Source organism: Frankia nepalensis (assembly GCF_016786325.1).
Taxonomy (GTDB): Bacteria; Actinomycetota; Actinomycetes; order Frankiales; family Frankiaceae; genus Pseudofrankia; species Pseudofrankia nepalensis.
The window spans coordinates 93,245-105,976 of sequence record NZ_JADWYU010000095.1; the positions used below are offsets into that span (position 1 = coordinate 93,245).

Annotated in this window: 9 protein-coding genes; 7 read left to right on the top strand and 2 right to left on the bottom strand. The window is 72.3% G+C overall.

Translation table 11 applies throughout. From position 1 onward, the window contains the following. Nucleotides 1-359: 359 nt before the first annotated feature. Both I6A81_RS08330 and I6A81_RS08335 read left to right on the top strand, forming a co-directional pair. Complete coding sequence (locus I6A81_RS08330) at nucleotides 360-512, top strand: keywimysin-related RiPP (protein WP_203010143.1); 153 nt, start codon at nucleotides 360-362, stop codon at nucleotides 510-512. A 114-nt stretch (nucleotides 513-626) separates the two neighbouring features. Further along, entirely contained in the window at nucleotides 627-1,865 is a 1,239-nt protein-coding gene (locus tag I6A81_RS08335) for an FAD-dependent monooxygenase (RefSeq protein WP_203005508.1), read from the top strand. A 170-nt stretch (nucleotides 1,866-2,035) separates the two neighbouring features. On the opposite strand, the gene I6A81_RS08340 is transcribed toward I6A81_RS08335, so the two are convergent. Then, nucleotides 2,036-2,575 carry an inorganic diphosphatase gene (locus I6A81_RS08340; protein WP_203005507.1) on the bottom strand — a complete coding sequence of 180 codons (540 nt, stop codon included), beginning with the start codon at nucleotides 2,573-2,575 and terminating at the stop codon, nucleotides 2,036-2,038. Nucleotides 2,576-3,214: 639 nt separating this feature from the next. Between I6A81_RS08340 and dacB the strand changes: the two genes are divergently transcribed. The 5 genes from dacB to folE all read left to right on the top strand — a co-directional run bounded on the left by dacB (nucleotide 3,215) and on the right by folE (nucleotide 11,239). Further along, nucleotides 3,215-4,675, top strand: a complete 1,461-nt coding sequence (gene dacB, locus I6A81_RS08345; protein WP_203005506.1) for a D-alanyl-D-alanine carboxypeptidase/D-alanyl-D-alanine endopeptidase — start codon at nucleotides 3,215-3,217, stop codon at nucleotides 4,673-4,675. A 239-nt stretch (nucleotides 4,676-4,914) separates the two neighbouring features. After that, nucleotides 4,915-6,063: a zinc-dependent metalloprotease gene (locus I6A81_RS08350; RefSeq protein WP_203005512.1), complete on the top strand. Its 1,149-nt coding sequence runs from the start codon at nucleotides 4,915-4,917 to the stop codon at nucleotides 6,061-6,063. A gap of 48 nt (nucleotides 6,064-6,111) precedes the next feature. After that, nucleotides 6,112-7,833: a hypoxanthine phosphoribosyltransferase gene (gene hpt, locus I6A81_RS08355; protein WP_307874536.1), complete on the top strand. Its 1,722-nt coding sequence runs from the start codon at nucleotides 6,112-6,114 to the stop codon at nucleotides 7,831-7,833. Between the two features lie 494 nt (nucleotides 7,834-8,327). Next, the gene (ftsH, locus tag I6A81_RS08360; protein ID WP_203005505.1) at nucleotides 8,328-10,517 is read left to right on the top strand and encodes an ATP-dependent zinc metalloprotease FtsH; all 2,190 of its coding nucleotides are present in this window, start codon (nucleotides 8,328-8,330) and stop codon (nucleotides 10,515-10,517) included. Nucleotides 10,518-10,636: 119 nt separating this feature from the next. Next, complete coding sequence (gene folE / locus I6A81_RS08365; protein ID WP_407661273.1) at nucleotides 10,637-11,239, top strand: GTP cyclohydrolase I FolE; 603 nt, start codon at nucleotides 10,637-10,639, stop codon at nucleotides 11,237-11,239. Nucleotides 11,240-11,712: 473 nt separating this feature from the next. Here folE and I6A81_RS08370 read toward each other — a convergent pair whose 3' ends face one another. After that, nucleotides 11,713-12,501, bottom strand: a complete 789-nt coding sequence (locus tag I6A81_RS08370) for an HAD-IIB family hydrolase (RefSeq protein WP_203005503.1) — start codon at nucleotides 12,499-12,501, stop codon at nucleotides 11,713-11,715. Nucleotides 12,502-12,732 lie beyond the last annotated feature (231 nt).

The following is a 12,732-nucleotide window of genomic DNA, read 5'->3' on the forward strand; positions in this document are numbered from 1 at the left end:
CGGAGCGCGGTTCCGCCTCGCCCGGTCGGTCGGCCGGCCGGCCGACCAGTCGGTCGGTCGGTCGGTCGGTCGGTCGGAGCAGACAACCCACCCACCCGGCCGGAATGTGACGGAAATCGCCCTCGAGTCCGAGGGTACGTCCCGCCACGTCTCGGGGCATCTGGTTCGCCGCCACCCCCACCGTTTTGATCATGCTCACCGTGATGAACCAGAAGTGAACCCGCCAGTGGCACGCTGAGAGTGGCCGGTTACAGGTAGTACGGAATTTGTTCGAAGGCCGGTGGCTACACCGGAGACGTGCCACCTGACCGGCCAGAACCGCCGAAAGGCAAAACGCTAAACCGGACGGAGGAACCGGCATGAAGGCTACGTATCAGGCGCCGACCCTCCAGAATGCAGGGTCCTTCCGCGAGAGCACCGGCTGGGGATGGGGCTGGGGCTGGGGAGGCGGCGGCTGGGGTTGGGGATGGGGTTGGGGAGGCGGTTGGGGAGGCGGCTGGGGACGCTGGTAGTCCTCGCTTCCACTCTTAGCAACTCGTCAATCTGACAAACCCTGTGGCGGTGGCCAAATGGCCACCGCCACCCCCATATCTGCGTCATCCCACGTCTGCGAGGTCTTTGCCGCGATGAGAATCGTCTGTGTAGGCGGTGGCCCGGCCGGGCTGTATTTCGCGATCTGCGCGAAGCTCCACGAGCCTGACCACGACATCACCGTGCTCGAGCGTGACCCACCGGGGGCCACCCACGGCTGGGGGGTCGTCTACTGGGAACCGCTGCTGGGCATCCTGTTCCGCCACGACCCGGTCGGCGCCCGCCGCCTGCGGGCGGCCTCGACGCTCTGGCGGGAGCAGTTGCTCACCCTCGGCGGGCCGCGAACCGCCTACCTGCCTGGCTACGGGTACAGCATCCAGCGCGCCGCGCTGCTCGACCTGCTCGGCCAGCGGGCGACCGAGCTCGGTATCGAGGTGCGCCACCAGACGGAGGTGGCCGACGCCGCCGAACTAGCCGAGCTCTCCGCGCGGGCGGACCTGGTGGTGGCGTCCGACGGCGCGCACAGCCGGGTCCGGCGCCTCGCCGGCCCGGACGCGTTCGGCACCCGCACGGACGACGGCGTCAACCAGTTCATCTGGCTGGGTACCGACATGCGGTTCGAGAATTTCAGGTTCGCGTTCGAGCGGACGCCTGCCGGCTGGATCTGGTTTCACGCATATCCATCCGCCGCCGACATCAGCACCTGCATCGTCGAATGCGCGCCCGAGACGTGGGCCGGGCTGGGCCTCGACAAACTCGACGACGAGGCGGGCCGGCGGCTTCTGGAGAGCATCTTCGCGGAGCAGCTCGCTGGCCACCGGCTGATCAGCAGCTGCCATGGCCGGCCGGCCCGCTGGCAGCGGTTCACCCACGTCACCAACCGCTCCTGGCGACACGAGAACATCGTGCTGATCGGGGACGCCGCGCACACCACTCATTTCACCCTTGGTTCGGGCACCGCTTTCGCGATCATGGACGCCGTCATGCTCGTCTGGTTCCTGAAGGAACACGGAGAGGTCTCCGCCGCGCTGCGGGAGTTCGACCGGTCCGGACGCGCCGCGCTGAAGCCGCCGCAGGACGCGGCGCGCACCAGCATGGCCTGGTTCGAGCGCGTCGACGAGATCCTCGCCGATCTCAGCCCGGGTGGGCCGGCGGGCGACCCCGACCCCGTCGAGTTCGCGTTCGCGATGGGCACCCGGCAGGGCGACGCGACGCCGCTGCGCCACCGGGCCTGCAAGGTCCACCAGGTCCCCGCGGTACGCGCCCTCGGGCGGCAGGCCGGCCAGAGCACGCGCTGGCTGCTCGACAAGCGCCGTGAACTCGCCACACGATGACCGGCCAGCCACGCGATGACCGGCTCGCCCCGTGATTGGCGGTGCCCGGTCAGCCCGAGCGCGGGAAAGGCCCCGGCGGTTCGACCGAACTGCCGGGGCCTCGCGCTGGTGCGCCGCGTGCGCGCGCCGCGCGCGTCCCACGCGGGCGGCGGCGTCAGGCGGACGTGGCGTCAGGCGGACTTGGCCTCGTCGGCCTTGGCCTCGTCGACGACCGGGTCCACGTGCTCCGTCTCCATCCGCTTGATCGAGGCGAGGATCTCGCGCTCGGCGTCGGCGCGGCCGACCCAGCTCGCGCCCTCGACCGACTTGCCGGGCTCCAGGTCCTTGTAGACCTCGAAGAAGTGCTGGATCTCCAGCCGGTCGAACTCCGGCAGGTGACGGATGTCACGCAGGTGCTCCTGGCGGACGTCGGCCACCGGCACGCACAGGACCTTGTCGTCCGGGCCCTTCTCGTCGGTCATCTGGAACATCCCGATCGTGCGGCAGCGCACCAGGCAGCCCGGGAAGGTGGGCTCCTCGAGCAGCACCAGCGCGTCCAGCGGGTCGCCGTCACGACCGAGCGTGCCCTCGATGAACCCGTAGTCGGACGGGTAGTGGGTGGAGGTGAACAGCATTCGGTCCAGCCGGATCCGCCCCGTGTGGTGATCCATCTCGTACTTGTTGCGCTGCCCCTTGGGGATCTCGATGGTCACGTCGAACTCGAGGTCCACGCCGCTCCTGTCTCCTTCTTCGCTGTCAGCCCGACCCGGCTGGGCCGGATTCGTCTTCCGTGGCACCAGTCCCGGGGTGACCGGTACCGGCTTCCCACGCCGGCCGCGGGGCCGGCGTGGTCTGTCTCACGACCAGTCAGGACGCCCCCGTCCGGTCGCTTCACGTTCCTGATGTGCGCCTTGGTCCAGTGTCGGCGGACTTCGGCCGGGCCGCAGCTTCAGGGATGTGGCCTAGCCCACGCGGCCGCGCCGCGCGCACGCGCCGGATCTCCTGGAGAACCAGGTTGGCCGATCCTCGGCTCCGGCCTTCGCGCCGCTCCTCTTCCACTCCCCCGAACCCGCGCCCGCCATGCGGCCGCCTCGCCCCCCGACCTCGGCCGCGTGGGTATGTCCCCCCGGCGCCGAATCCCGGCGAGCTGCCGGCGACCCCGCGACACGACAACACCGCGACACAATCTCCGCGGCACATCGTCCCGCCGCTCGAGCGAGGCTCGACGTCGGGGTCCCGGGCCGCCGGGGGCAATATAACGGCCTGTCGGAAGCCTCCGAAGGCGGGCGAACACCGTGAACGGGCGCCCGCCGGCGAACACCGGGTGACCTCGGTGGCCCTGGCCTGGCCGGCGAACGTAGGCTTCGCGCGTGACGGGTGCCCCGGCCGGTGGCCTTACCGCGCTCGTCGGCGCGCTGCTCGCCGGATCCCTGACGGTGTCACCCGGCCCAGGACAGGGTGACGCGCCCACTTCGACGGTACCGCGCGCCACCGCCGCGGCCCTGCCCGGGCTCCAGCCGGACAGCCCGGTCCCGGACCCCGCCGCCGTGGCCGCGAAGCTCGCGGGGCCGCTGAGCAGCCCGCTGCTGGGCGGCCCGGCGGCGCTCGTCGTCGACGCGCTGTCCGGCAAGGTGCTGTTCGACGCGCGGTCCTCCGTGCCGACGCCGCCCGCGTCGACGCTCAAGACCGCCGTCGCCGCGGCCGCGCTGCGCGCCTTCGGCCCCACCACGCGGCTGACCACCCGCGTCGTCTACCTCCCGCCCACCGGCGGCGCCGCCAGCCCGCCCCAGGCCGTCCGCCCGGGCGGCACCCTCTGGCTGGTGGGCGCGGGCGACCCGACGCTGACCGCCGCGACGGACCCCACCGGCTATCCCGCGAGCGCCAGCGCGCGCCTGTCTGACCTCGCGGAACAGGTACACGCCGCGGGAATCACGTCCGTCGACCAGGTGGTGGGCGACGGAACGCTGTTCTCGGGCCCGGCGACGGCGCCGGGCTGGCGGGACAGCTACGTCACCGACGGGAACGTCACTCCGGTCTCGGCGCTGGAGGTCGACGGCGGCCGGTCCAGGCCGGGGGCGACGGGGGCCCGCGCCGCCCAGCCGGACGCCGCGGCCGCGGCCGCGTTCGCGACCGCGCTGCGCGCGGCCGGCGTAGACGTCGGATCGGTCTCCACCGGCGCCGCCGACCCGGCGGCGAAACCCGTCGCCAAGGCCGACAGCCCGCCCATCCCGGTCCTGGTGGAGCGGATGCTGACCGACTCGGACAACGACCTCGCCGAATGCCTCGGCCGGCTGGTCGCGAAGGCCCGCGGCCTGCCAACGACGTTCGCCGGCGCGACCACCGCGGTCCGCCAGGCGCTGACGGAGCTCGGCGTCGACACCGCCGGGATGTCGCTGTCGGACGTGAGCGGGCTGTCCACGACCAACCTGATCATGCCGCGCACCCTGATCGCGATTCTGCGGGCCGCGACGTCGGCCAGCCATCCCGAGCTGCGCACCCTGCTGACGGGCATGCCGGTGGCCGGGTTCTCCGGGACGCTGGGAGACCGCTACGGCGACGCCGACACCGCGGTGGGCGCGGGGGACGTCCGGGCCAAAACCGGCAGCCTGCGCATCGTGACCAGCCTGGCCGGCGAGTTGGTGGACGCGGACGGCCGTCTGCTGTTGTTCGGGTTCTTCGCGCCGGTCGAGGACACCGGTGCCGCCAAGGCCAGCCTTGACCGGGTCGCCGCGGCGCTCGCCTCCTGCGGCTGCCCGCCGGCGGGCGCCGCGAGCGCCGCCGGGGCCGCCGGGCCGCCGACCGCGAAGGCCGACCCACCAGCACCCGGATAGGCGGCCAGGCACCTACGGGCCACACCGGCCCAGAGGCCGGGATCGGGCCGGGACTTCGGGATCTCCCCGCTGGTCCCCGGTTCCTCCGGTTCGCGCTCCCCCGCCGCCGCGCCTCGGACCGGGCCGGCGGGCCGCGTGGGAGGCATCGGATCGCGGCGGCCACCCGGCCAGGACGGTACGGCGAGCCCATGATCAAATGGCGCCTACCGGGTACCCTGGAGGTCGTGGACGCGCAGCCAGTGGACAGGCAGCCAGTGGACTGGGATCTGGCGGTGGCGACGGCGCGCAGGCTGGTCCGCCCGGGACCGCAGCTCACCCGTGCCGAGGCCGACGAGGTCGTGACCCAGCTGCGCACGCTGGCCGTCGACGCCGAGCGGCACGTCGAGGACTACACCCACCTGCGCCCGGCGGCCGGGGCGGTGACCCCGATCGCGGTCGTCGACCGGCCCGAGTGGGCCCGCTCCAACGTCGCCGGGCTCCGCATGGTCACCACACCTCTGCTGGACCGGCTCACCGACGCGAGCCGCGGATCGGTGTCCACGGCGGTCGGGCGCCGGGTCACCGGGGTCCAGCTCGGCTCGGCCCTCGCCTACCTCGCCGGCAAGGTCCTCGGCCAGTACGAGGTGTTCCTGCCGCCCGAGGAGTACGGGTCCACCCCGACGGTCGCCTTCACCAAGAACGGCGAAGGCCCGGCGGCCGGCGACGGCCAGGGCCCGGTGGGCCGGCTGAGCCTGGTGGCCCCCAACATCGCGCACGCCGAGCGCCAGCTGGGCGTGGTCCCCCGCGACTTCCGGCTCTGGGTGTGCCTGCACGAGCAGACCCACCGCTCCCAGTTCACCGCCGTGCCCTGGCTGCGCGCCCACCTGGAGTCCGAGATCGGCGCGTTCATCGAGGCGACCGACCTGGACCCGGACGTGCTCGCGGACCGGCTGCGCTCGGCCGTGGCGGCCCTGCGCGGCGCGGTGCGCGACCGCGGCCCGGAGGCCCCGAGCGTCGTCGAGGCGCTGCAGACCCCGGCCCAGCGGGCCGTGCTCGACCGGCTCCAGGCGTTGATGACCCTGCTGGAGGGGCACGCGGACCAGGTGATGGACGCCGTCGGGCCCAAGGTGGTGCCGACGGTCGCCGACATCCGGGGGAAGTTCGACAACCGCCGCTCGGGCGGCTCCCCGCTCGACCGGTTCGTGCGCCGCCTGCTCGGCCTGGACATGAAGCTGCGCCAGTACCGGCAGGGTGGCGCTTTCGTCCGCGCGGTGGTCGCCGAGGTCGGCGTCGACGGGTTCAACCTGGTCTGGCAGTCGCCCGCGACACTGCCCACCCAGGCCGAGATCGCCGATCCCGGCGCCTGGATGGCCCGCGTGCTCGGCAGCCGCCCCCCGCTGACGGCCTAGGTACCCCTGACATCGGTGGAGTCGGTTGAACCAGGAACGCCGCGTTCGGTGGTGACCGGCATCGAGGGCCGGCGGTACCGGCCGGGGTCGCCGGCGCCGGCGGTGGCGGCGACGCGGCTGGCGGTGCGGCACGCCGTCGCCGACCTGCCTCCCGGGGCGCTGGTGCTGGTCGCCTGCTCCGGCGGCCCGGACTCGCTGGCGCTCGCCGCCGCGGCCGCGTTCGTCGCGCCGCGCCGGGCGCTGCGCGCCGGGCTGCTCACCGTCGACCACGGCTGGGACCCGGCCTCGGGCGGCCGCGCCGAGGCCGTCGCCGAGCTCGGCCGGGCGCTGCGGCTCGATCCGGTCGAGGTGCTGGTCGCGCACTCCGCCCGCTCCGAGGGGGCGGCGCGCGACGCCCGCAGGGCGGCTCTGCTGGCGGCCGCCGAGCGGCTGGGCGCCGCCGCGTTGCTGCTCGGCCACACCCTCGACGACCAGGCCGAGACCGTGCTGCTCCGGCTCGCCCGCGGCTCGGGCGCGCGAACGCTGGGGGCGATGGCACCCCGGGACGGGCTGCTGCGCCGGCCGCTGCTCGGCCTGCGCCGCGACCTCGCCCGCCACGCCTGCCTCGCCGAAGGGCTCGAGCCGTGGGACGACCCGACGAACGCCGACGCGGTGTTCGCCAGGGCCCGAGTCCGGCACACCCTGTTGCCGGCGCTGGAGGAACAGCTGGGCCCGGGCATCGCCGAGGCGCTGGCGCGCAGCGCCGACCTGCTGCGGGCCGACGCGGCGACGCTGGACGCGCTGGCCGGCGACGCGCACGCCCGCCTCACCGCCACGGCGTCGCCCGGAGCCGGCACGGTCGAGCTGGCCGTCGACGCGCTCGGCGAGTTACCGAGCGCGCTGCGCACCCGGGTCCTGCGCCGGGTGGCGCTGGAGCTGGGCGCCTCTGCCGCCGCGCTGCGCGCCGAGCACATCTGGGCGGTCGAGGAGCTAGTGACCCGGTGGCGAGGGCAACAGCCGGTACCGCTGCCATCGGGCGTCACCGCCCGCCGCCGGGGTGACAGGATCACCGTGGCCGGACCGGGCAGCACCGGCCCGCGCCCGTCGCCGCGTCGTCGTCTCGCCGACCGGCCAGAAACCGAGGAGGGCATGCAGGTGAGCCACGCTGGAGTGAGCGCGCCCGACTTCGACGACGCCCGCCCAGGTGAGGAGGACACCGCGCCGGGCGTGCCGCCGCAACAGGCGGCGGACATCGGCGAGGTGCTCGTCACCGCCGACGAGATCGCGGAGCGCATCGCGGCGCTGGCCGCCAAGGTGGACGCCGACTACGCCGGGCGTGAGCTGCTCCTGGTGGGAGTCCTCAAGGGCGCGGTCATGGTGATGGCTGACCTGTCCCGGGCGCTGCGCACCCCGCTCACGATGGAGTTCATGGCGGTGTCGTCCTACGGGTCGGCCACGTCGTCGTCCGGGGTGGTGCGCATCCTCAAGGACCTCGACCGCTCGATCGAGGGCCGCGACGTGCTCGTCGTCGAGGACATCATCGACTCGGGGCTGACGCTCTCCTGGCTGCTGAAGAACCTGCGGTCCCGCAACCCCGCCTCTCTCGAGGTGCTGGCGTTGTTCCGCAAGCCGGAGGCCATCACCGTCGATGTCGATGTCCGCTATGTCGGTTTCGACATCCCGAGTGCCTTTGTGGTCGGATACGGCCTCGACTACGGCGAGCACTACCGGACACTTCCGTTCGTGGGAACTCTCACCCCGGAGGCCATCGCCCGCGGGCCACGCCCCTAAGGCGGTCGCCTCAAGGTCGCTAGCGCGACCCAGACCTCCCAGATCGCTTCGCGATCCGGCAGGGACCCCGGGCGCTCCGCCGTCGGGGCGCCGAGCGCCCCGACCAACCTGGTACCGACCCAGACCGAGAACCAGTGGCAGGCCCTGTCAGAGGCCGACAGCACAGTCACGAACCAGCGAAAGTCGCTGGCGCGACCCAGACCTCCCAGATCGCTTCGCGATCCGGCAGGGACCCCGGGCGCTCCGCCTTCGGGCGCCGAGCACCCCGACCAGCCTGGTATCGAGCTACCGCTGGTCAGGGGCGGCCGCTGGTCAGGGCCGCGGACGGCAGCTTGGGCGGGGTGTCCGGAACACGGCAGACCGGCGAACCGTTGCTCACATGTACGCGCCGGTGACAGGCGCGTGCCGGCGGTACCCTCGGCACAAGGGAATCCCGATCGAGGGCAGTTCACACGTCAGGAGGGCGGAGCGTACGTGTCCAGCGCTCCAGGCAGATGACTCCAAGAAGAATCTTTCGCGGCTGGGTGCTCCTGGCTCTCCTGGTAATCCTGGTGATCTTCCTGACCACCAACGTCCTGTCGGGTCCCAGGGAGTACAGCAAGGAGAACCTGCAGTTCGTCCAGAACAAGATCACCACCGGTCAGGTCACCGGTGCCACGATCCAGGACTCCAAGCAGATCATCCAGATCACGACCAAGGATGAGAAGAAGTACGAGTCCTCCTACGTCACGAATCAGGCCGTCGAACTCGCGAGGGCGCTGAACGACAAGAAGGTCCCGTACGAGGTCAAGGTCCAGCGCAGCAACGTCCTGGTCTCCCTGCTGCTCAACCTGCTGCCACTGGTGCTCGTCGTCGCGCTGTTCCTGTTCCTGATGAACCAGATGCAGGGCGGCGGCAACCGCGTCATGAACTTCGGCAAGTCCAAGGCCAAACTGGTCAACAAGGACACCCCGAAGACGACGTTCGCCGACGTCGCGGGCGCCGACGAGGCTCTCGAGGAGCTCCAGGAGATCAAGGAGTTCCTGGAGAACCCCGGGAAGTTCCAGGCGATTGGCGCGAAGATCCCCAAGGGCGTGCTCCTCTACGGCCCGCCGGGTACCGGTAAGACGCTGCTGGCCCGTGCCGTCGCCGGCGAGGCGGGTGTTCCGTTCTACTCGATCTCGGGCTCCGACTTCGTCGAGATGTTCGTCGGTGTCGGCGCCAGCCGGGTGCGTGACCTGTTCGAGCAGGCCAAGGCAAACGCGCCCGCCATCATCTTCGTCGACGAGATCGACGCGGTCGGCCGGCACCGCGGCGCCGGCCTCGGCGGTGGGCACGACGAGCGGGAGCAGACCCTCAACCAGCTGCTCGTCGAGATGGACGGCTTCGACGTCAAGGGCGGCGTGATCCTGATCGCCGCGACGAACCGGCCCGACATCCTCGACCCCGCGCTGCTGCGCCCCGGCCGTTTCGACCGGCAGATCGTCGTCGACCGGCCCGACCTGCAGGGCCGCGAGGCGATCCTCAAGGTGCACTCCAAGGGCAAGCCGATCGGCCCGGACGTCGACCTGCTGACCATCGCCCGGCGCACCCCGGGCTTCACCGGCGCCGACCTGGCCAACGTGCTCAACGAGGCGGCGCTGCTCGCCGCCCGCGCCGACCAGAAGATGATCTCCTCGACGCTCCTCGAGGAGGCGATCGACCGCGTGCTCGCCGGCCCGGAGCGCAAGACCCGGGCGATGAGCGACAAGGAGAAGAAGCGGATCGCCTACCACGAGGGCGGGCACGCGCTGGTGGCCCACGCGCTGCCGAACTCCGACCCGGTCCACAAGATCACGATCCTGCCGCGCGGCCGCGCGCTCGGCTACACGATGCAGCTCCCGCTGGAGGACAAGTACCTGTCCACCCGCTCGGAGATGCTCGACAAGCTGGCCGTGCTGCTGGGCGGACGGACCGCCGAGGAGCTGGTCTTCCACGAGCCGACCACCGGCGCCAGCGACGACATCGAGAAGGCGACGCAGATCGCCCGCGCGATGGTCACCCAGTACGGCATGAGCGACAAGCTGGGCGCGCTGAAGTTCGGCGGCGACTCGGGCGAGGTGTTCCTCGGCCGTGAGGTCGGTCACCAGCGCGACTACTCGGAGGCCGTCGCCGGCGAGATCGACAACGAGGTCCGCAAGCTCATCGAGGCCGCGCACGACGAGGCGTGGGAGGTGCTGAACACCTACCGCGACGAGCTGGACGCGCTGGTGCTGCGCCTGATGGACATCGAGACCCTCAGCAAGGACGAGGTGGTCGAGATTTTCGCCACCGTCCAGAAGCGGCCGGCCCGCGGCTTCTACACCGGCGTCGGCCGGCGGGTACCGTCGGATCGTCCACCCGTGCAGACCCCCGCCGAGCTGGGCCTGGTTCCCAGTGACGTGGCCGGCCTGGTCCCGGGCACCGGGAACGGCAACGGTCACGGCAACGGAGGCACCGGGAACGGCGCTTCCGGGCTGCCCAAGCCGTCCGGGGCGGCGACCGGGCCTGGCCAGCAGGGTCACGACACCGGCCATGGCGCGGGTCCCGCGCCGGCCGCCGGCGCGCCTGGCGGCCCGACCGGGCCATCCGCGCCGCCGGCCACGCCCCCGCCGGACGCCCCGCGGATCTCCAACCCGTGGGCGCCCCCGGTGTGGCCGAACGATGACGAAAGGAAACGCCGTTGACGTCCGAAACCGACCAGGCAGTTCTGCCCACTGATCTCGCCCACCTCGGCGCACCGGCCAGCCTGGCGGGCGAGGATGGCGAGGCAGTGACGGAAGCTGGGTCAGGTTCCGGCGCCGCCGTGGCCGCCTTCCGGCCGGGCAACGGCCGGCTGCGCCCGTTCGATCACGCCCGCGTCGCCGCGGCCGTGCGCGAGCTGCTGATCGGCATCGGGGAGGACCCGGACCGGGAGGGTCTGCGCAAGACCCCGGACCGGGTCGCCCGCGCCTACGCGGAGGCGGTCGAGGGCCTCGGCCGGGACCCGGCCGACGTGCTGACCACCGTCTTCGACGAGGGTCACGACGAGATGGTCCTGGTGCGCGACATCGACTTCTCGTCGCTGTGTGAGCATCACCTGGTCGTCTTCTCCGGCAAGGCGCACGTCGCCTACATCCCGAACGAGAACGGTCAGATCACCGGTCTGTCCAAGCTCGCCCGGCTGGTCGATCTGTTCGCCCGTCGCCCGCAGGTACAGGAGCGTCTCACCTCGCAGGTCGCCGACGCCCTCGTCGACGTGCTCAAGCCGCGAGGCGTGATGGTCGTCGTCGAGGCGGAGCACCTGTGCATGTCGATGCGGGGGGTGCGCAAGCCGGGCGCCTGCACGGTGACGTCCGCGGTCCGCGGCCAGTTCCTGAGCCCCGCGACCCGCAACGAGGGCATGTCACTTATCCTCTCGCACCGCTAGTCGGCACCGGCCGCGCGGGCCGTCGCCTTCTACCACCTGCCCGCGCTGTGCGCAGGTTGACCTGAAGGCGGCGGTTCCGACGGAGTCGGTTTCCCTGCCGGCCCCACGTCGGCTCGCACCGCTAGTCGGCACCGGCCGTGTGAGCCGTCGCCTTCTACCACCTGCCCGCGCTGTGCGCAGGTTGACCTGAAGGCGGCGGTTCCGACGGGAGTCGGTTTCCCTGCCGGCCCCACGTCGGCTCGCACCGCTAGTCGGCACCGGCCGCGCGGGCCGTCGCCTTCTACCACCTGCCCGCGCTGTGCGCGGGTTGACCTGAAGGCGGCGGTCCCGACGGAGTCGGTTTCCCTGCCGGCCCCGCCTCGGCGTCCCATCGGTAGCAGACCAGCGGCAACTGGCACGCAGCACCACAGAAGGCCCGGGGCGCAGTCCCCGGGCCTTCGTCGTGGTCGCGGGCCGATGGGGCACAGCGCGCGTCAGGGGAAGAGGCGCTCCAGGACGACGGCCACGCCGTCGTTGTCGTTGGAGGCGGTGACCTCGTCGGCGGCGGCCAGGACGTCGGCGTGGGCGTTGGCGACCGCGACCGAGTGCCCAGCCCAGGCCAGCATCGGCAGGTCGTTGAGCATGTCGCCGAAGGCGACGACCTCGTCGGCGGAGACACCGCGGCTGGCGGCCACCTCGGCGAGCGCCACCGCCTTGGAGACACCGGCGCCGGCGATCTCGATCAGGGTCTCGGTCGAGCGGGTGACCGCCGCGTCCGCGCCGGCCAACGCGACGACCTTCTCGTAGACGTCGGCGAGCGACTCCCCGCCGCTGCGGACCAGCAGCTTGACGGGTGGTAGCACCGTCACCAGTTCAGCCAGGTCGGCGACAAGCTCGTGCGGGTCCGGCCACATCGTGCGGAACAGCGGCTCCCGGCCGAACTTCAGTCCGCTCTCGACCGCGAACGCCGCGTCCGGCACGATCTCGCGGATCGCCAGCCCCAACCGCAGCGCGGCCGAGGGGTCCAGTACCCAGTTCCTCAGCGTGGCCCCGGCGTCCAGGTCGTAGACGAGCGCCCCGTTCGCGCAGACCGCGATGCCCGAGACCGAGGTCAGCGCGACGACCTCCGCCATCACCCGGATCGGGCGGCCGGTGACGAACACCACCGTCCCACCCTGCTCACGGACCCGCCGCAGCGCGCGGCGGGTGCGCTCGGACACCGTGCCGTCGGACCGGATGAGCGTTCCATCCAGATCCGTGGCGACTATCGCGGGGTGGGACACAGCGATCCAGTCAACCAGCGCGCGGTCGCCCGCACCATGGTGGCAGCGCCCGTGTTCGGTCGGATCTACGTCATCCGCCCGGTCGGTCCGTTCCCGCGACCGTCTCAGTACGCCCAAGGAGATCGCGTCGTGGGGCGCGCCGAGCGCCGCCAGGTAACATGCGGTTCATGGGGTCCGCCGGTTGTGCCCACACCTCGGGGGCGAGCCGTCCGCCGCGAGGACTGACAGTGG